Source organism: Glutamicibacter sp. 0426 (assembly GCF_001906485.1).
GTDB lineage: Bacteria > Actinomycetota > Actinomycetes > Actinomycetales > Micrococcaceae > Glutamicibacter > Glutamicibacter nicotianae.
The window spans coordinates 1-18289 of sequence record NZ_MPBI01000004.1; the positions used below are offsets into that span (position 1 = coordinate 1).

20 protein-coding genes, 4 tRNA genes and 1 pseudogene are annotated in these 18289 nt (G+C 61.2%); 16 read left to right on the top strand and 9 right to left on the bottom strand.

Features of this window, described 5'->3' with window-relative positions; genetic code table 11:
- Positions 1-390: 390 nt before the first annotated feature.
- Positions 391-912, bottom strand: a complete 522-nt coding sequence (locus BKX98_RS11025; protein WP_073707281.1) for a hypothetical protein — start codon at positions 910-912, stop codon at positions 391-393.
- 234 nt (positions 913-1146) lie between these two features.
- Here BKX98_RS11025 and BKX98_RS11030 point away from each other — a divergent pair, with 234 nt between their 5' ends.
- From BKX98_RS11030 to BKX98_RS11060, 7 genes and pseudogenes are all read left to right on the top strand, one after another.
- On the top strand, positions 1147-1704 hold the full coding sequence (locus BKX98_RS11030) for a dihydrofolate reductase family protein (RefSeq protein WP_073707282.1): 558 nt from the start codon (positions 1147-1149) through the stop codon (positions 1702-1704).
- Entirely contained in the window at positions 1670-2782 is a 1113-nt protein-coding gene (locus BKX98_RS11035; RefSeq protein WP_143181100.1) for a glycerophosphodiester phosphodiesterase family protein, read from the top strand. Before BKX98_RS11030 ends, BKX98_RS11035 begins: the two co-directional genes overlap by 35 nt.
- Before the next feature lie 5 nt (positions 2783-2787).
- Positions 2788-3474, top strand: a complete 687-nt coding sequence (locus BKX98_RS11040; RefSeq protein WP_073707283.1) for a hypothetical protein — start codon at positions 2788-2790, stop codon at positions 3472-3474.
- Positions 3455-4186, top strand: coding sequence for an AzlC family ABC transporter permease (locus BKX98_RS11045; RefSeq protein ID WP_233125359.1), 732 nt, complete (start codon positions 3455-3457; stop codon positions 4184-4186). The genes BKX98_RS11040 and BKX98_RS11045 overlap by 20 nt, the downstream gene beginning before the upstream one ends.
- Complete coding sequence (locus BKX98_RS11050) at positions 4183-4500, top strand: AzlD domain-containing protein (protein WP_083586775.1); 318 nt, start codon at positions 4183-4185, stop codon at positions 4498-4500. Before BKX98_RS11045 ends, BKX98_RS11050 begins: the two co-directional genes overlap by 4 nt.
- A 53-nt stretch (positions 4501-4553) precedes the next feature.
- Positions 4554-4874, top strand: a complete 321-nt coding sequence (locus BKX98_RS11055; RefSeq protein WP_073707284.1) for a thiamine-binding protein — start codon at positions 4554-4556, stop codon at positions 4872-4874.
- Positions 4871-5560 (top strand): annotated as a pseudogene (locus tag BKX98_RS11060) (O-methyltransferase). The gene BKX98_RS11055 and the pseudogene BKX98_RS11060 overlap by 4 nt, the downstream one beginning before the upstream one ends.
- Before the next feature lie 9 nt (positions 5561-5569).
- Here the strand turns inward: BKX98_RS11060 and BKX98_RS11065 are convergent.
- On the bottom strand, positions 5570-5950 hold the full coding sequence (locus tag BKX98_RS11065; RefSeq protein WP_121865960.1) for a hypothetical protein: 381 nt from the start codon (positions 5948-5950) through the stop codon (positions 5570-5572).
- Positions 5951-6102: 152 nt separating this feature from the next.
- Here BKX98_RS11065 and BKX98_RS11070 point away from each other — a divergent pair, with 152 nt between their 5' ends.
- Both BKX98_RS11070 and BKX98_RS11075 read left to right on the top strand, forming a co-directional pair.
- A complete protein-coding gene (locus BKX98_RS11070; protein WP_073707286.1) occupies positions 6103-6609 on the top strand; it encodes a GNAT family N-acetyltransferase in 507 nt (168 codons plus the stop codon).
- 16 nt (positions 6610-6625) lie between these two features.
- On the top strand, positions 6626-7429 hold the full coding sequence (locus tag BKX98_RS11075) for a spermidine synthase (RefSeq protein WP_143181101.1): 804 nt from the start codon (positions 6626-6628) through the stop codon (positions 7427-7429).
- Here the strand turns inward: BKX98_RS11075 and BKX98_RS11080 are convergent.
- Together BKX98_RS11080 and BKX98_RS11085 are read right to left on the bottom strand one after the other, a co-directional pair.
- The gene (locus tag BKX98_RS11080) at positions 7426-7935 is read right to left on the bottom strand and encodes a DUF2087 domain-containing protein (RefSeq protein WP_073707288.1); all 510 of its coding nucleotides are present in this window, start codon (positions 7933-7935) and stop codon (positions 7426-7428) included. The genes BKX98_RS11075 and BKX98_RS11080 overlap by 4 nt on opposite strands.
- Positions 7936-8026: 91 nt before the next feature.
- Positions 8027-9478, bottom strand: a complete 1452-nt coding sequence (locus BKX98_RS11085) for an NCS2 family permease (protein WP_073707289.1) — start codon at positions 9476-9478, stop codon at positions 8027-8029.
- A 169-nt stretch (positions 9479-9647) separates the two neighbouring features.
- On the opposite strand from BKX98_RS11085, the gene BKX98_RS11090 reads away from it, so the two are divergent.
- On the top strand, positions 9648-10625 hold the full coding sequence (locus BKX98_RS11090) for a universal stress protein (protein ID WP_066143486.1): 978 nt from the start codon (positions 9648-9650) through the stop codon (positions 10623-10625).
- A gap of 77 nt (positions 10626-10702) precedes the next feature.
- Here the strand turns inward: BKX98_RS11090 and BKX98_RS16670 are convergent, their stop codons facing one another.
- Positions 10703-12370: a C40 family peptidase gene (locus BKX98_RS16670; protein WP_143181102.1), complete on the bottom strand. Its 1668-nt coding sequence runs from the start codon at positions 12368-12370 to the stop codon at positions 10703-10705.
- A 677-nt stretch (positions 12371-13047) separates the two neighbouring features.
- Positions 13048-13419: a metallopeptidase family protein gene (locus BKX98_RS11105; RefSeq protein ID WP_066143491.1), complete on the bottom strand. Its 372-nt coding sequence runs from the start codon at positions 13417-13419 to the stop codon at positions 13048-13050.
- A 138-nt stretch (positions 13420-13557) separates the two neighbouring features.
- On the opposite strand from BKX98_RS11105, the gene BKX98_RS11110 reads away from it, so the two are divergent.
- The 4 genes from BKX98_RS11110 (at position 13558) to BKX98_RS11125 (ending at position 14016) form a co-directional block, all read left to right on the top strand.
- A tRNA-Glu gene (locus BKX98_RS11110) sits at positions 13558-13630 on the top strand.
- 55 nt (positions 13631-13685) lie between these two features.
- Positions 13686-13759: transfer RNA gene (locus tag BKX98_RS11115), tRNA-Asp, on the top strand.
- A gap of 49 nt (positions 13760-13808) precedes the next feature.
- Positions 13809-13881 (top strand) — tRNA-Phe (locus BKX98_RS11120).
- A gap of 61 nt (positions 13882-13942) precedes the next feature.
- A tRNA-Asp gene (locus BKX98_RS11125) sits at positions 13943-14016 on the top strand.
- Between the two features lie 56 nt (positions 14017-14072).
- Here BKX98_RS11125 and BKX98_RS11130 read toward each other — a convergent pair.
- Complete coding sequence (locus BKX98_RS11130; protein WP_052253858.1) at positions 14073-14915, bottom strand: hypothetical protein; 843 nt, start codon at positions 14913-14915, stop codon at positions 14073-14075.
- A gap of 14 nt (positions 14916-14929) precedes the next feature.
- A complete protein-coding gene (locus tag BKX98_RS11135) occupies positions 14930-15730 on the bottom strand; it encodes an exodeoxyribonuclease III (protein ID WP_073707290.1) in 801 nt (266 codons plus the stop codon).
- A gap of 105 nt (positions 15731-15835) precedes the next feature.
- On the opposite strand from BKX98_RS11135, the gene BKX98_RS11140 reads away from it, so the two are divergent.
- Positions 15836-16888 carry a 3-hydroxyisobutyryl-CoA hydrolase gene (locus tag BKX98_RS11140; protein ID WP_073707291.1) on the top strand — a complete coding sequence of 351 codons (1053 nt, stop codon included), beginning with the start codon at positions 15836-15838 and terminating at the stop codon, positions 16886-16888.
- Positions 16885-17781 carry a 3-hydroxyisobutyrate dehydrogenase gene (gene mmsB, locus BKX98_RS11145; protein WP_073707292.1) on the top strand — a complete coding sequence of 299 codons (897 nt, stop codon included), beginning with the start codon at positions 16885-16887 and terminating at the stop codon, positions 17779-17781. Before BKX98_RS11140 ends, mmsB begins: the two co-directional genes overlap by 4 nt.
- Here mmsB and BKX98_RS11150 read toward each other — a convergent pair.
- The gene (locus tag BKX98_RS11150) at positions 17776-18279 is read right to left on the bottom strand and encodes a MarR family winged helix-turn-helix transcriptional regulator (protein ID WP_038992010.1); all 504 of its coding nucleotides are present in this window, start codon (positions 18277-18279) and stop codon (positions 17776-17778) included. The two genes, mmsB and BKX98_RS11150, sit on opposite strands and share 6 nt — an antisense overlap.
- Between the last annotated feature and the right edge of the window lie 10 nt (positions 18280-18289).

The following is an 18289-nucleotide window of genomic DNA, read 5'->3' on the forward strand; positions in this document are numbered from 1 at the left end:
AGGTCACCGCCGGACTTAACCTAGTGGGTTTGAGGCTCTAGCCAGTGATGGTTGGAGCCTCACCTGTTTAACCCGTGAGTGTGGTGCGGGTGGCCAGGCGCAACGTCTGGCCCTGCACTCGTTTAATTGCCGCGGCTGTTGTCCAGCCTCGCAGCCGGCCCATCATCGAGGTATGGCTGAGAAAGCGTCGCTCCTGTCCGCAGGACCGGCGATCGCATCACTGGTGTTTGATGACGTTTTTGCTATCGGAATAGCGTAGTTCACGCTGCATATTCCGTAGACTCTGATCAAAGTTCTACTGATCGTGCTTGCCGTCGCGTTGATTGGCGCTGCCGCGGGAACAATCGCCGTGGCAAGGGCTTGTTTCATCCGATCCAAGAATTGAGAAGGCTAATGGGCCGCTTCTTCAGATTCAATGACTGAAGCGAGCGCCAAATCTTCAACCGTGAGCATCACGGTGCTATCCCGCCGATTGAATAACTGCAAGGTGATGCTCCGGCCATTGCATCGCCAAATGCGAATGGACTGATCCTCGTCTTCCCAGGGGCGTTCCGGAGCGCCATACACCTCTGAGAGTTCTGCCTGCAAAACAGCAAACCCAGACCGGGTGACTGGATCTTGGGGGACCAGAGAACTGTAGAGGAACGTACAGACACTGAGGAATTGTTGACGGTACGTATCCCAAGTACTCGATATTTTTCCTGGCAGGCCGAGATCCAGACTCGTCATCTGATGAGGTGAATCCTGGTCGTCGGAATCAATCGCGGTGCCTGATACGAATCCAAGCGCATCGAACAGGGCCTCACGCTCAACTTCAGTCTTTGGCCAAGAGCCTTGGACCAAGCCCTGGATAATGGGCACAAGGTCGTGTGGGACAGGGGACAAACTGATGACTGAGTCTGGCTGTGTCATGCAGCGAGCCTACCTTTGAAGCATAGGATCGCGGAAGCCGTACTCGGCATGGCTGCCCGGCAGCGAGTACCCCGGTCTTGGACTGTGGACAGTTATTTCTGTCGCGATCGCGCAGTCCCCGTTCACCGCAAATTCCCTGGTGCCCTAAGACAGCTGCTTGACGCAATAAGCGCCTAATCCTAGAGTCAGGGCACCGGGGTTCGTCCGGCAAGCAAATGGCTGCAGGAGCTTCTGATGGGTTTACTGGCATTTAGCTACAACGTCATGCTGGATGGCTGCGTCGATCATCGAGAAGGCATCGCCGACGATGAATCGCACGACTATTTCACGGGTCTGATGAATGCGCATGGAGCGATGCTCTGGGGTCGTGTTACCTACGATTTGATGGAGGAGTACTGGCCAGCTGTGGCTCGGGGCGACATCTCAGCGCCGCCAGCGCTGCTTCGCTGGGCACAGCAACTGGAGGCGAAGCCCAAATACGTTGTCTCGAGCACTCGCACGGCATATTCATGGAATAACTCCCACCTGCTAAGTGGAGAGCTGCGCGCCTGTGTACTGAGGCTGAAAGACCAGTACCCCGATGGTGTGCTTCTGGGCAGCGGCAAGCTGGCAACAGCTCTGGACAGGATGGAACTCATAGATGAGTACCACTTCCTAATTCACCCAGTTATCGCCGGCCATGGTCCAACGCTGCACCAGGCAGGGTTGCAGAAATCCCGTCATCTGGAATTGATCTCAGCGCAACCGCTCTCCAGCGGTGCAATTGCAGCCAGTTATCGGCGAGTTCGCTGATCCCATGCGGATGACGATTTTGCCTTGGGAATCCGGGGCAGAATCGGAAATGCAGACACCTTTTCTTGCCGGGGAGTTTCGAGTTTTTCATGATGGCCGCAGGAGCTTGCAACTGCACGCAAAAGACCTGAACGCAGTTGATGAAATATGCGTCGAGCCAAGGCTAATCTACAGTATCAAGGAGCGGGGATCGCGTAGCGTAGGAAGCATGGATACGCTTTTCTTCGCCCATCGCGGCAGCTCCCATAAATATTCGGAGAACACTCGTGCCGCCTATCTACAGGCCATCGACGAAGGTGCCGATGGAATTGAATGCGACGTCCATCTGAGCAAAGACGGAATCGTTGTTTGCCACCACGATCCAACGGTCGACCGCACCTCCGATTCATCCGGTCTCGTTGCCGGATATACCTTGGCGGAAATGAAAGCCATGGACTTCACCGGAGTCGTACCGAGCATCGTCCCGGCCGAGTATGGGACCGAAAACGAGCAGCTCCTGAGCCTCGGCGAACTCTTCGCTCTCATTGAAGAACGCGGCAAGCCAATTGGTTTGGCCATCGAAATCAAGCATCCAAGCCCCTATGGCCACCTGCTGGAAAAGGGCGTGCTGCAGGTCCTTGCAGCGCACGGGTTCGACCCGCAAACCGGGACCGCCGGCTCGCAGGGACAGATTGCCGTGACCTTGATGAGCTTCGAGCCGAATTCCCTGCGCTATCTGGCCCGCACGGTCAGCACTGCGCTGTTGTGCCAATTGATGACCGAAGTCAATCCGGACTACGTCCAGCAACTGATTGATTCGGGTGACGTGGGCAGGGCCGGTGTCTACGAGGTGCTGTACCGCTCCGTGCCTGAAGGAATCGAACTGATCAACGCAGGGGGAGCTGGAATCGTCGGATCCGGCGTCGCCTGGACCCGAGCCAACGAGCATCTTGTGCGACGGTGGCTGGAGCAAGGATTGAAAGCGCGGATCTGGACGGTCGACCGTCCGGCAGATGCGCAATTCCTGGTGGACCTGGGCGTTGGGGAACTGACCAGCAACCGTCCGGCAGAACTACGCAAAGAACTGGAGCTGAGCTAGGAAACATGAGCACCGAAGAAACCGCACAGGTCAATCTGTACCTGCAGGACACCTATGTTTTCGCCACCGAAGCTGAAGTCATTGCTGCGGGCAGCGATGACGAAGGCCAGTGGATTGCCCTTAGCCCGAATATCTTCCATCCGCGCGGCGGCGGCCAGCCTGAAGACTCGGGCACCGTAGACGGGCTGCCGGTATCGGTCCAGCGCGGCGAGAACGGTCTGGTGATCCTGTACGGTGCCGGCACCAAGCAGGTGGGAGATCGGGTCGAAGCCGAGATCGATGGCGAGCTGCGCCTTGCCCATGCAGCCCTGCACACCGCCGGGCACGTCCTGGGCTTTGCCGGTGAAGATCGCGGCTGGCAGCACAAGGGCCACTCGCACTTCCCCGGGCAATCCCGGCTCGACTTCGATCCGGTGACCGTTGATCTGCCGTTGGGCGATGAGAACGAACGGGCTGCGGCGAAGGCCATGATCCAAGACCGCATCAATGAACTCATTGCAGGTGGCGGTGAAGTCACAACCGCCATCGATGAAGAGGGCATCCGCACCGTGACCATCGCCGGGGTGAATACTGAACCGTGCGGCGGCACCCACGTGAAGCATCTGGACCAGCTGGAGCACGTTGAAATCGGCGAGGCGAAGGTCAAACGCGGTGTCTACAAGGTCAGGTACGATGCCCGCCACGTCCGCTAGCTGGTTCACGCCTGCGACCAAGATGGGCCTTTCCATCGCGATCGCCACCGGGCTCTACGGCATTTCCTTCGGGGCGCTGTCCATCGCCGCGGGCCTGAATCTATGGCAAACCGTTGCGCTGAGCGCCCTGATGTTCACCGGCGGCTCGCAGTTCGCCTTCATCGGGGTAATCTCCGGCGGCGGTGCCGCCTCGGCGGCATTCTCCGCGGCTTCGCTGCTGGGCATCCGCAATGCCGTGTACGGGATGCAGATCAAGCAAACCTTGCGCCCGCTGGGACGGCATGTGCCTTGGATGGCCCAGGTGACCATCGACGAATCCACCGCAGTGAGCTTGGGGCAATCCGACCCGGCCGAAAAGCGCCGCGGCTTCATCGCCGCCGGTGCCGGCGTCTACGCCCTGTGGAACCTGTTCACCCTCGTTGGCGCCTTGCTCGGCGAACGCATGGGCGACCCTGCTGCGTGGGGCCTGGATGGCGCCGCGGTTGCGGCCTTCATCGGGCTGCTCTGGCCGCGGCTGAAATCAGTTGAACCGATCATGATCGCAATTGCCGCGGCGATCCTCACCGCGCTGGCGGTACCGGTGACCGCGCCGGGCTTGCCGATTCTGGTGACGGCGGCCTGCGCCGCGATCTACGCCGTGGCCACCGGCCGCCGTGCCCCGGCGGCGACCGAGCATGGTGAACTGGAAAGCATTGAGGAGGAGAAAGCGTGAACGAGTTGAGCTGGTGGATTCTCGGGGCCTGCCTGACGGCCTACGCCATCAAGCTCTGCGGCTTCTTTGTGCCCCGCAGGGTCTTGGACTCGCCGACCATGTCCCATGTCGCCGCCACGCTGACCATCGCGCTGCTGTCTTCCTTGGTGACGGTGAATGCCTTCACCTCGGGACAGGAACTGGTCATCGATGCCAGGATTGGCGCTCTCGCGGCCGCGATTATTGCGCTGGTTTTCAAGGCGCCCTATCTTGTCGTCGTTGTTGCTGGTGCCCTGGCGGCCATCTTGCTCAGGGCGAGTGGACTGGCTGCCTAAATATTGCCTGCACGGCAGATGACAAGCCCAGCGCGTAGTGGGACAGTGGAAGCATGATTGTAGCTTTCTCAGTAGCACCTAGTAATGACAACCCCAATGGCTCGGTCCATGACGCAGTGGCTGAAGCGGTGAAAGTCGTCCGGGATTCCGGTCTTCCCAATCGCACCAGCTCCATGTTCACCGAGATCGAAGGCGAATGGGATGAAGTCATGGAGGTGGTCAAGCAAGCCACCATGGCTGCTGGTCGATTCGGTTCGCGCGTATCGCTGGTGCTGAAAGCCGACATCCGCCCCGGCTACGAGGGCGAGCTTGACGGCAAGATCCAGCGGCTCGAGAAGGCCATCAAGGATAGTGAGGAGAACATGTCGTCATGATCCACCATTCAGCCGAACATGATGCCGGGGCAGTCGACGAGTACCTGGAGCGGGAGCTGGGGCTGCGTGTTGACGCTTTGGAAGCAGGCCGCGAGCATTCCCATAGCGCCGGATTGCCGCGGATTGAAGTCAGCCCGGCCCAGGGCAAGTTCCTCCAGCTGCTCGCCGAGATCACAGGCGCACGCAGGGTCCTGGAAATCGGAACCCTCGGCGGCTATTCGACCAGCTGGCTTGCCCGGGGCGTGGGAGAAGCCGGTACCGTCATCAGTTGCGAATTCGAACCTCTGCACGCCTCGGTTGCACGCGAGAACTTGCAGCGGGCAGGGCTGTCCGAACGCGTTGAAATCAAGTTGGGCGCGGCCCAAGGTTCGCTGGATTCGCTGTTGTCCAAGTGAGTTGCGCCATTTGACCTGATCTTCATCGATGCAGATAAGCGCAACAACGCGGCCTACCTCGAACGGGCAGTGAAACTGTCGCATCCAGGGACCGTGCTGGTGCTCGACAACGTGGTGCGCAGCGGCGCAGTCTTGGATGACCCGGCTCGGCACGGGACGCAGGAGGCCGATGTGCGGGGGATCCAGGACTCCTTGCGGTGGTTGCGCGATGATCCGCGCGTATCAGCCACCGCCCTGCAGACCGTGGGCGTCAAAGGCTGGGATGGATTCGCGCTCGCGCGAGTCCTCTAGCGGCCACGGCTAGCGCGTAGGAGAGTGCTCGGGGAGTTCGGCATCGTGTTCCCCGGCTTCGTCCTGCTTGAACGGCGGCGACTTCAGGATCAAGAAGTACACGCCCAATCCGCAAAGCACGCCCATCGGCGGGCCTACCCACAGGGCCTGCTCGGTGTTGCGCACCAGGCCCGCAACTACTGGGCCAACCAGCATGGGGACGATGTAGTAGTAGTGGTCCGGCTCGGCAGGGCCCCAGAAACGTTCGAATCTGGCTAGAATGCTGAAGCCGGCGGCCAAGAGGACGCAACCGAGCAGAATCACCCAGAAGGTCGAGGAAAGGCTGATGGTCAGGGTCAGTGAACCGACAAGGCCACCGGTCAAGGCAGCGTATTTTGTATTCCGGTCCAAGCCCGACCCCCTCTTGATCCAAGAAATTTGCAACGACATCAAAAGTTTTTCAAACATCTGGATAGTCCGCAATCCTACTTTAGTAGGAGGGTGCCTTGGTGAGTTGGAAGAGATTAGCGAAGCTACTGCCGTAGGCTAGAGAAGTGCCGCAAATGAACGACTATCGAATCCGACTGGCTACTGAACAAGACGTCCGCCCCGCATTGCAGATGAAATTGCAAGCCTGGCGGGAAGCGTACGCCGCACTTCGCGATGAATCATTCTTCGCCCACCACGAAGGCCAGCTCGATGGCCAGGTAGCCTGGTGGGAACGCGGGCTGGCATCCGGCGCGCAATTCTTCATCGCCGAAGACCGCGATGGACGCATCATCGGGGTAGCCGGCGGCACACCGGCCATCGACGAGGACAAGGACGCCGGAGTAGACATCGAATTGGGCATGCTCTATGTACTGGAAGAGTATTACGGCACCGGACTGGGCCAGCACCTCCTCGATGTGGTCCTGGGAGAGCGCGATGCGCTGGTCTGGGTTTTGCAGGGCAACGAGCGGGCCCTGGCCTTCTTCGCGAAGCAGGGATTCACCCCCGATGGAACCAGCGAAGCCCTGGCTGGCAGCTGGAAAGGCTTGATCGAGCAACGGATGGTGCGCGCACGTGGCTAGGGATACCAAGGAATCAATGCTCGGAGAATTTCCGATCGACACCGGTACGGCGGTGATCGAGGCCGATCCCTACGGTGCCAACCGCTACATCCTGAAGGTCAACGGCGTGCCGTCCTCGCACGTGGATTTGGATGATCCGACCTATCTCGATTTCGAGTACATGCGCTGGATGGAACCGATCTTCACCATCGGTTTTCCTGCCGGGCAATTTGATGGCCGCGCCCGCAAGCTGCGCGTGCTCCACCTCGGCGGAGGCGGCTGCTCCATGGCCCGCTGGGTTGCCGCCAGCTATGAAAACGCCCGACAGGTCGTGGTGGAGCTGGATGCCAAGCTGGCCGAGCTGGTGCGCGTGAACTTCGAGGTGCCGCGTGCCCCGCTGGTGCGCCTGCGCGTGGGGGACGCGGCGCAGGTGCTGCCCACCTTGAGCGATGCGAGCCGCGATGTGATCATCCGCGATGTCTTTGCCGGCAGCACCACCCCGCGCGAGCTGACCACTGCCTCCTACGCCCGTGAAGCGCAGCGGGTGCTGGACGCCGGTGGCGTCTACATCATGAATTGCGGCGATACCGCGGACCTGGCCGGCGCCAAGGCGGAAGCCGCGACGCTGCTGGAGGTCTTCGAGCATGTGGCCATGGTCGCCGACCCGCCGATGCTCAAGGGCCGCCGCTACGGGAACATCGTGTTCCTGGCCAGCGACGAGCCGCTCAAGCTCGGCCCGGCCTTCGAGCGCAGCCTGCGGACCGCGCCGTTGCCCGCGCAGCTGGTTGCCGGTGAAGCCGTGCGCCGCTTCGCCACCGGCGCCGCGCCGATTACCGGCTAGCTGACGGTGCCCATCCGGTAGCCGGTGCCGTCGGCGGCGCGCTGCAGCAGGCCGTGGTCGACCATGTAGCGGCGCAGCAGCGCGACATCCGGGTGGAACACCCGCAGCCGTTCATTGAGCTGCTCTTCGCGCAGCTCTTCCCCATCGCCGATGACCGCGTTGCGCAGGTAGAGAACCACCTCGTGGCGGTCCACCGGTTTCGCTGGGAGGGATTGCAGCCGGTGCCCGTCGAAGAAGCGGCGGATCCCGCTGCGGTTGGCCTTCGCGGCCGAGGCCGAGGCCAAGGTCTTCTCCAGCAGTTCATCATCCAGCGCCCACCCGGAGCCGTCGTGGCGCAGCAGCCCGATGCTGGCCCAGCGTTCCAAGTCCTTGCGCTCGGACTTGCTGGCTGGCTCGGGCGCACCCTGCCCGCTGAGCACCGCGCCGAGAAGCCGGCGCATCGAAGGGTTCTTCAAGCCTGCTGCCACCTGGATCCACTGCCCGGCGGTATTCTGCTGTTCGCTCATAGGCCCCATCCTATCCAGTTCCCGCCGGTGCGAAGGCAAAAGGCGCCCCGCCATCGCGACTGCGATGGCGGGGCGCCGAAGGGCTGCGGGGCTACTTGACCCCGGCCCACATTTCAATCAGGCCGATGCCGAAGAACAGCACGAAGGCCGCGGAAACAACCCACATCAATGGGTGGATTTCCTTGGCGCGTCCCTGGGTGGCGCGGATGAACACGTAGGAGATGAACCCGGCGCCGATGCCATTGGCGATCGAGTAGGTGAACGGCATCAGGGTGAAGGTCAGGAAAGCCGGCAGCGCGATGCCCCAGTCGTTCCAGTCGATCTTGGAAACCTGGGTGATCATCATGAAGCCGACGACCACCAGGGCCGGAGCCACGGCTTCGAAAGGCACCAGGTAGATCAGCGGGCTCAGGAACATCGCCACGATCATCAGCAGGCCGGTGACCACCGAGGCCAGGCCGGTTCGGGCGCCCTCGCCGATGCCGGCGCCGGACTCCACGAAGATCTGCGCCGAGGAGCTCGAGGTGCCGCCGCCGACGATTGCGCCGGCCGCGTCCACCAGCAGGACCTTGTCCACATCGGGGATCTGCCCGTTCTCGTCCATGGAACCGGCTTCGGAAGCCAAGCCCACCATGGTGCCCATGGCGTCGAAGAAGATCGAGAGCAGGATGACGAAGGCCAGCAGCGAGGCGGCAGTGACGCCGATCTTGCTGAAGGCGCCGAACACGCTGACCTGGCCGATCAGCGACAGGTCCGGCAGGGTCCATTCAGGCAGCGACGGAACCACCAGCGACCAGGTGTTGGTTTCCATCGCGCCGATGTGGAAGACGGCTTCGAGGATGTTGGCGAGGATCGCGGAAACGACGATGCCGATCAGGATTGCGCCCTTGACCTTGCGCACCACCAGGGCCATGGTCAGCAGCAGGCCGACGACGAAGACCAGGATCGGCCAGCCCATCAGCTCGCCGTCGAAGCCCAGGCCCACCGGCACGGTGGTGTTCGCGGCATCCGGAAGGCGCTGGACGAATCCGGCATTGACCAGGCCGATCAGGGCGATGAACATGCCGATGCCCACCACGATCGCGGTCTTCAGCCCGGCGGGAACCGCGTTGAACACCGCGGTTCGGAATCCGGTAAGCACCAGGCCGAACATGACCACACCGGCAATGAGCACCAAGCCCATGACGTCGGTCCAGGTCAGTTCCGGGTTCGTGGCCACGGTGATGGCCACGAAGGCATTGACGCCCAAGCCGGTGGCCATGGCGAATGGGTGACGGGCCCAGATGCCCATCAGGATGGTCAGGATGCCGGCGACAAATGCGGTCACTGCGGCAACGCGCTGGATGCCCAACTCGCCGCCCGAGGAATCGGCACCGGAAAGAACCAGCGGGTTGAGGACGACGATGTAGCTCATCGCGAAGAAGGTGGCGATGCCGCCGCGAACTTCGGTGGAGAACGTTGAACGCCGTTCCGAAATCTTGAAATATCGGTCGATGCGTGCGCTTATAGCAGTCCCGGACGGGGATTTTGTGGAGGAGGGCATGGAAAAATTCTATGACGTTTCAGCCGCTGATTCATATCGCTCCAGCTATTCAGTAGGCTGTACGCGAAAACTTTAGACCCAACTCACACCTAGAACTGCGGAAGCAAGTACATTGGTGGTAAGGGAAGTCACAACCCGTTGTATCTGAGGTATTTGAGGAGCGAGTCTGATGAGTGACGAAGCACCAGTGGCAGCAGAGAAGATCGAAGGAATTGTCGTTGGCGTAGACGGTTCCCAGCAGAGCAAATGCGCTTTGCGCTGGGCCGAACGCGAAGCGGTGCGCCGCGGCAGCGTATTGAATATCGTGTCCGCCTATACCATCCCGGTGTTTGCCGCATCCTCCATGGACGCGGGCTACTCAACCCTGGACGACGATCTGATCCGCGGGGGTGCCGAGGACATTGTGCGCCAGGCCCGTGCAGAGCTCGAAGGCAGCACAGCAACCATCCGCACCTATATCGAGTCCGGGGACCCGTCGGGCGTGCTGCTGGATCTGAGCCAGGACGCGGAATTGGTAGTAGTCGGAACCCGCGGCCGCGGTGGCTTCGTGGGCCGCCTGCTCGGTTCGGTCTCCTCGGCGCTGCCAGCGCACTCCAAGTGCCCAACTGTCGTGGTTCCGCTGGCCATGGCCAAGGAGCAGGAGGAAGCCGGCGCCGCCGTCGCGGCGGACCGCAAATGCATCGTGGTCGGCGTCGACGGCTCGGACCGCGCCCGTTCTGCGGTGCTGGCGGCAGCGGAGGCGGCCATCGCCAGCGACCTGACGCTGCGGCTGATCTGCGCGGTGCCGCCGGTGGGAGCGGCGCTGGCCTGGATGCCGGCGACCGTGGACCAGGAAGCCGTGCTCGAAGACGTGCGCTACCAGATGAGCGTGGGCACCAAATGGCTCAAGTCGCATTATCCGACGGTGAAGATCGAAACCGATGTGGTCTCCGGGCCGCCGGTTGAGGTGCTGATCCGCGAGTCCGAGCATGCGGTGCTGACCGTGACCGGCTCCCGCGGCCGTGGCGGCTTCACCGGGATGCTGCTCGGCTCGACCTCGCAGGGCGTCTTGCACCACTCCAAGGGCCCGGTCATGGTTGTGCCGGACTCGGACGATCCTCGGCTGGAGAACCGCAAGGACTTCGACACCAGGGCGCAGGAGCAGTAGCCGCGCCGCAACAGCCAACATGCACGAAGGCCGCGCACCCACCGGGTGCGCGGCCTTCGTGCTCGAGGGGATCCAGCTTAGTAGCGGGCTGCCTTCGGGTAGAGGTTGTTGACGTAGCTCAGCGGAGTCACCGAGATGCCGGCACTCGGGTTGCGAGCGTGGACTACCTGGCCGTTGCCGATGTAGATGGCTACGTGGTAGAACGAGGATCCGCCATTGGATGACGAGAACACCAGGTCGCCCGGGCGCAGATTGCTCAGCGACACGTACTGCGGGGCGCTGGCGAACTGCTGGGACGAGGTGCGTGGCAGGCTGATGCCGGACTTGCCGAAGGCGCGCTGCGAGAAGCTCGAGCAGTCGAAGGCATCCGGTCCATTGGCGCCGTAGACGTAGTACTTGCTTGGATCATCTGCAGTATTCAAGGCCCAGGAAATCGCTGCCGAGTAGTTGCTGGACTGCGGAGCAATCTCAGGCTTCGGCTCTGGCTTTGGTTCCGGCTTGGGCGTCGGCTTCGGGGTGACCTTAGGCTTCGGCTCCGGCTTCGGGGTGGCCTTGGGCTTCGGCTCCGGCTTCGGTTCGGCCTTCTTGGTGGGTTCGGGCTTAGGTTCGGCCTTCTTGGTTGGCTCCGGCTTAGGTTCGGCCTTCTTGGTGGGTTCGGGCTTAGGTTCGGCCTTCTTGGTGGGTTCGGGCTTAGGTTCGGCCTTCTTGGTTGGTTCCGGCTTCGGTTCGGCCTTCTTGGTTGGCTCTGGCTTTGGAGCTGCAGGTGGCTCAGTGGTTTCCGGTTCTTCTTCAACCTGCTCAGGCTCAGGCTCGACCGTTTCCTCTTCAGGTTCGGTCTGCTGCAGCTCGCGAGGCTTTTCAATCGTGAGCGGCTGAATGGTGAAGATGTCCTTTTCGGGAACGTTGACGTTTTCCTCTTCGGCGATCACTTCCGCAAGAGTTTCTTCCTGCTCCTGCGCCTCGCGCTCTTCAACCGCCTGGCGGACCTCGGCTTCTTCCTTCTGCTTCAAGGTTGCAAGGTGGCCGATCAATTCATCGCGCAGCTGCTGCTCAGGTTCGATAGCCGCTTCGTAGATGGCCAAGGTGCTGTTCGCGGTCGCTGCAGCGGCGTCATAGTTCGCTGCGGCTTCCTGCGCGGCATTCTGTGCCGCGTCGGCGTACTCCTGCCAAGCCGAAACGAGGCCCTCGGCCTCGGTGGCGGTGTTGACGGACTGAACCTTCTGTTCGCTCAATGCGTCGATGGTAGCGGCCTTGTAGAACAGGTCGCCTTCCTGGTTGTCATCAAGGAGCAGGCTCAGGGTTGAGGTGCCAGCGCCGTTGCGGTAGATATCTGAGGCGATAGCGCCCAGATCGTTGCGGCTCTGCTCCAAGTAAGTCTTTGCATACTCAAGCTGTTCAACGGCCTTCTCAGCTGCAGCGGTGCGCAGATCGCGCTCTTCGCCGGCAGTAAGCAGGGATTCCTGGGCTTGAGCGGCTTCGGTTTCAACGCGCTGCAACTCGGCACGGCTGGAAGCAAGGGAAGCTTCGATTCGCGTGATCATCGCGTTCGTCGAAGCTTTGTCCTTCTTTGCTTCCTGGACTTCCGCGTCCGACGGCAGCGCAGAAGCGCTTGGTGCGGCAGCGATCGCCACAGACTGAGGGAGTGAAGCTGAAGTAGATGCGGAAGCGGGCAAAGCGCCTGCAAGGCAGGACACCGCTAGGGCCAGGGTGCTTGCAGCAACACCGAGCGTGTGGCGAGTAGCCATATCGTTCCTCACTAAGTACATGGATGACGCGGAGCGCGTGAGTCGTGACTTTCAGCAATATGAAGGTCACGATTCGGATAAGACTCCAAATAGCACATTAGGCCAATTAAGACACGCTTGGCAACACTGTTCACATCAGTCACATGAATCCCATCCGTGTAATTCTCGGGCCTATTCGGCGGTGATCTGCACAGATAATGGTTTTTCGGTCCTGTGTGACTTATCGAGAGCAATTGGGAAATAACTAATAGATGCGTTTCGCTTCGTTACCAAGGGCTTACTTGCCATGAAGTTTGGGTAACGTGCGGGGTGAATAGGTGCGGCTCAAAGCGTTGCCTTTAAAAGGGATCGTCCCTCGAAGTGCATGAAGATCCTTTGCTGCCCTCCGCGCTTGGCTGTGGCGGCAAGGGAAAGTGGCCATGCCAAGTTCTTCCGGCGGCAATTTCTCGTCTCGCCGAGCTGGGCCGGCGCGAGTGCGGCAGGTGCCGGCCTATTAAGCACCACTTTGGTTATAGACATCGCAATTGAGCCGCGTCGCCTTCCGGGTGGAGGATGTGCCCCAGCGGCTAGTTTCGATCGTTGGCCTGTGGCCCTGGTCTCTCTCAGCTGGAAACAGGCCGCCGGAATCTAATCGTTTTGTGAGGCAGATCTCAAAAGAAGATTTTGCGATTTCGGCGCTACGACCACCCTAATTCGTGCAATTTCGCATCGTCGATTCCGAAGTGGTGGGCCACTTCGTGCATCACCGTAATCCCGATTTCCCGCACCACTTCTTCACGTGTTTCGCACGCTCGAAGCGTCGGATTCTTGAAGATCGTAATGCGATCCGGGAGTGCTCCGGCGCCCCAATCCAGGTCCCGTTCCGTGAGTGCGACACCCTCGTATAACCCTAGAATCTCAGGGTTTTCCGGCTCTCCAGGGAGAGGCTCGTACTCGTCTTCGATGAAGAAGATGACGTTGTCCATCATTGCGAAGGCGGCCTCTGGAATCGCGTCGATAGCCTGTTCGACCAGGGCCTGGAATTCGTCGTCATCCATCTCGAAAAGCATGGTTCCAGACTATGCCTGTGCACCCGATTTGGCATGGGCAAAACCCGCCCAGGAGCCGATTTTGCAAAAGCAAAAAACACTGCGTATAGTTATTGGAGTCCGCTACGGAGAAGCAAGAAACCGAAGCGAACAACTTAGGCCCCCATCGTCTAGCGGCCTAGGACACTGCCCTTTCACGGCAGCGGCACGGGTTCGAATCCCGTTGGGGGTACAAGCAACCACTTAGTGGTTGCCAGATGGAGAAATCCATTGGCTTGCGAAAGCAAGGCCCTGTAGCGCAGTTGGTTAGCGCGCCGCCCTGTCACGGCGGAGGTCGCGGGTTCAAGTCCCGTCAGGGTCGCTCAATTTACTATTCCAATAGTAAATTTGGTGTCCACTTAGTGGTACCAGGCTCTGTAGCTCAGTTGGTAGAGCGTTCGACTGAAAATCGAAAGGTCACCGGATCGACGCCGGTCGGAGCCACGCAGGCCCTCGGTTCATCCCGGGGGTTTTACTGTGTGACTTGAATTTATTCAAAGCACCAGGCCCTGTAGCGCAGTTGGTTAGCGCGCCGCCCTGTCACGGCGGAGGTCGCGGGTTCAAGTCCCGTCAGGGTCGCATACTAAACAGAAGCTCCGGATTCCGGAGCTTTTGCTGTATCCGGGGACAGATAGCTAGTTTGCGCGACCCAGATGCCGCGGGCCGATCCAGCGACTGCTCAGCCGGCGGTATGCCGCAGCGGCACTCGTCAGGTCCTCGTCTTCCAATGCCTGAATACCGTGCATCAGATCATTCACGGATTCATCTGGCCACACAATTTCTGCCAGCAGTCCATAATCCAGTTCAATCACCGAGCGGCTGTCGAAAGTTTCCAGCCAGCCGCCCAGGCTGCCCAGCTCCTCGAAAAGCTGCGACTGCGGCGCATGGGTCGCCAGCGTCTGCACTGCCCAAGACAGGCGATTAATGGCCTGCTCGAAGGAGGCGTACATGCGAACGGATTTCAACTGCTCGCCGCTATGCACCAGCTCGTGCTCGTCATCTTCGCGGAAGAGGGCGAACCAGCCAAGCGGGATGCCCCACGACGAGGTCCTCGTGTGCAGATGGGTCAGGTCTTTGGCCAGGCGGTCGGCATCAACGCGTTGGGCATTGGCCTGCCGCGCTGCCGGCGGCACCAGCAGGTCGAACACTTCGGTCCGCATGGCTTCTTCGGCTTGTTCGGCGGCGAGCAGGCTGCGTGCCTGCAGCTGTCCTGGGCAGTACCGGGTGTGCTCGGTGCCTTGGTAGTCCAAGGACTTCACGCTGCGGAAGAATTCCGGCTCGTCGTGCGGGAACGGGTCGGAGACGTTGCGCAGGGTGCGGCTCCAGAGCCGCTCGTTCTCGAAGGCGTCCCATTGCTCCCCGGTGCGCCGGGGAGTGCGCAAGATGATGGACTGGGCCCAATCCTCAAAGGCATCCAGCGGCTCATAGACGCGAAGGTGCGCTGTGGCGGCCGTCAGCTCTGCGGCGGGCCCAGTCATCTTTGCCGTCATGACTAGTCGGCCAGCTCCACGATGACCGGGGCGTGGTCGCTGGCGCCCTTGCCCTTGCGTTCCTCGCGGTCAATGCTCGCACCGATTACCCGTGCGGTGAGCGCCGGCGAGGTGAGCGAGAAATCAATGCGCATGCCTTCGCCCTTCGGGAAACGCAACTGCGTGTAGTCCCAATAGGTGTATTGGCCTTCGGTATGCGGGCGCACCACATCGGTGAAGCCCAGCTCCTCGAAGGCAGCGAAGGCGGCACGCTCTGGTGCTGACACGTGGGTCATCTTGTTCTCGATGAAGAAGTCGATGTCCCAGACGTCTTCGTCCTTTGGCGCGATGTTCCAATCGCCCATCAAGGCAATCTGCGCCTGGGGATTCTGCTCCAGCCAGCCGGCGGATTCCTGCTTGAGCACGTCCAGCCAGTTCAACTTGTAGCCCATGTGCTCGTCATCCAGCGCGCGCCCGTTCGGGACGTACAGGCTCCAGATGCGCACCCCGCCGCAGGTTGCCGCGATGGCGCGAGGCTCTTGGATCGGGTTCTTTCCGGCCTTGCCGAATTCCGGCTGCCCAGGGAAGGTGCGTTCAACATCTTCGAGGCCAACGCGGGAAGCGATGGCGACGCCATTCCACTGGTTTACTCCGAAGTGCGCCACCTCGTAGTCGTTGTTCTCGAACAGTTCCCAGGGGAAATTGTCGTCTTTGCACTTAGTTTCCTGGATAGCCAGGACATCTACATCGGTGCGTCGCAGCCAATCCTCAACACGGTCGGCGCGGGCTCGCAGCGAGTTCACATTCCAGGTTGCAATCTTCACTAGTTCAACCTATCAAGTTTGCTGTCCTGTGCCACTTCAATTTAGTTGGAAGTCCGAGTATATTCGACACCAGTAGGTGACCTCAATCACTCAAAGGAGAGTCTGTTGCCTGAGATTCTGACCGAACGCCGGGGGCACCTGGGACTCATAACGCTGAACCGGCCCAAGGCCCTCAACGCGCTCACCACGGACATGTGCCGGGAATTCCTCGACGCCCTGCTTCAGTGGCGCAATGACCCGGAGATCGCCCAAGTAGCGGTCATGGGCGCTGGGGAGCGCGGTCTGTGCGCCGGTGGGGATATCGTGGCGATCTACCGGGACATCCTGGACCGCAGTGGCGCTTCGGCCGACTTCTGGCGCATTGAATACCAGCTCAATGTCCTGATCGACGAGTACCCCAAGCCGTACATTGCGCTCATGGACGGAATTGTCCTTGGCGGCGGCATCGGCATTTCGGCGCACGGCAGCCATCGCATTGTTACTGAAGCCAGCCGGTGCGGCATGCCGGAAGTCGGCATCGGATTCTTCCCAGACGTGGGTGGAACGCATTTGCTGGCGCGTGCGCCGCATGCCGCCGGACGCTTGGCGGCCCTGACCGGAATGAAATTCGGCGCCGCCGACACCATCGCCTTGGGCCTGGCCGACTCCTATGTGCCGCAGGAGAAGATCCCTGACTTGCTCGCCGAGCTGGAAACCCAGCCCGCTGCGGCAGTGCTGGCCGACTATGCGCAGAGCCCGAAGCCCGGATTCCTGCACGAAGAATGGGTGCAGTCCTTTGGCGAGGAAAGCATCCCAGCAGTAGTGCATGCCCTGGAGCGCAACCACTCTCCGCAAGCCCAGGAAGCGCTGAAGGCATTGGCCGCTGCCTGCCCAAGCTCGGTACGCCTAGCCGAAGAACTCATTCGCCTGGCTGGAGCCGATTTGAGAACGGATCTGCAGCGGGAATACCGGGCCGCCGTGCATCGGCTCGACGACCCAGATTTCGCCGAGGGCATTCGCGCCGCAGTGGTCGACAAGGACCGCAATCCGCAATGGACCGAAACTGTCCTCGGCCAAACTCCGGCCCAACGCACGCAAAGGCACCTGGCACCCTTGCCGGGAGCAGAACTGACTTTCGCACTGCTCGCTGAAGATCTAGAGGAAAAGAGCCACTCATGAGCGTCAAACCAGTTATCGGATTCCTCGGCATGGGCCATATGGGACTGCCCATGGCCATTAACCTGCACAAGGCCGGCTACCGGGTCAAGGGCTTCGACGTGGTTCCTGCCGCGGTGCAGGCGGCCGCGGAAGCAGGCATAGCCACCGTGGCGACAGGCGCAGAGGCGGCCACCGATGTCGATATCGTCATCACCATGTTCCCCTCGGGCAAGCACGTGCTCGATGCCTACCGTGAATACCTGCTGGAGAGCGCCAAGCCCAATACGCTCTTCCTGGAGTGCTCCACCATCGATGTAGCACAGGCCCGTGAAGCGGCGCAGCTTGCGGTTGACGCGGGGCATCGCAGCGCCGATGCCCCGGTTTCCGGAGGCGTCGTCGGGGCGGAAGCGGGGACCCTGACCTTCATGCTCGGTGCGCAGTCCGAGGATCTCGAGGAGATCACCGGCGTGCTTGAGCATATGGGCAAGCGCATCGTGCATTGCGGCGGATACGGCGCCGGACAGGCCGCCAAGGTCTGCAACAACATGCTGCTGGGCATCTCGATGATTGGCGCTGCCGAGGCGTTCGTGCTCGGAGAACGGCTGGGCCTGGAGCACCAGGCGCTGTTCGATGTCATTTCCTCGGCCTCGGGACAGTGCTGGTCGGTGACGACCAATTGCCCTGTACCTGGGCCGGTGCCAGCCTCTCCTGCCAATCGGGACTACCAGCCGGGATTCGCCGCCGCATTGATGGCCAAGGACCTGGGCCTGGCAGCCAGTGCGCTGGAGCATACGACGACCGATGCCCAGCTCGGCTCCCTTGCCGCGGTGCTGTACCGCAAATTCAGCGATGAAGGCAATGCGGGGACCGACTTCTCCGGGATCATCAACGCGATCCGCGACGGCTCGCTATAGGAAGTCCCCGGAGGCCTTGCGGAAGCGGGCCAGGATTTCGAAGATTTCGGTTGCGTCGGTGCCCGAAAGATTGCTTCGGGCGAAGAGCTTTTCGTTCAGGTCGTCACGGGCCGCGGGCAGCACCTGCTGGCCTGCGGTCGTGAGCTCCAATAGCCGGGTGCGGCCATCGGTTGGGTGCGGGATGCGCCGCACCAAGCCGGTGGCTTCCAGCCGGTCTACCGAATTGGTCAGGCTGGTTGCGTGAACCTGCAGCAGCTGGCTGGCCTGGCTCATCGGCAGGGAACCGCGCTTCGAGAAGCCGAGCAGGGCGAGCACTTCGAATCGCGCAAACGTCAGTCCGTGAGGCTTGAGGATGGCGTCGGCCCGCTGCAAGTAGATCGATGCGGTGCGCATCACCGCGGTAATCGCGGCCATGGAATCGGCCTCGGCTGACCACCCATGGGAAATCCACTGTTCCCTGGCTTGCGCGATTGGATCGCGTGGCAGCGGAGAAGTCATTTGCATACCC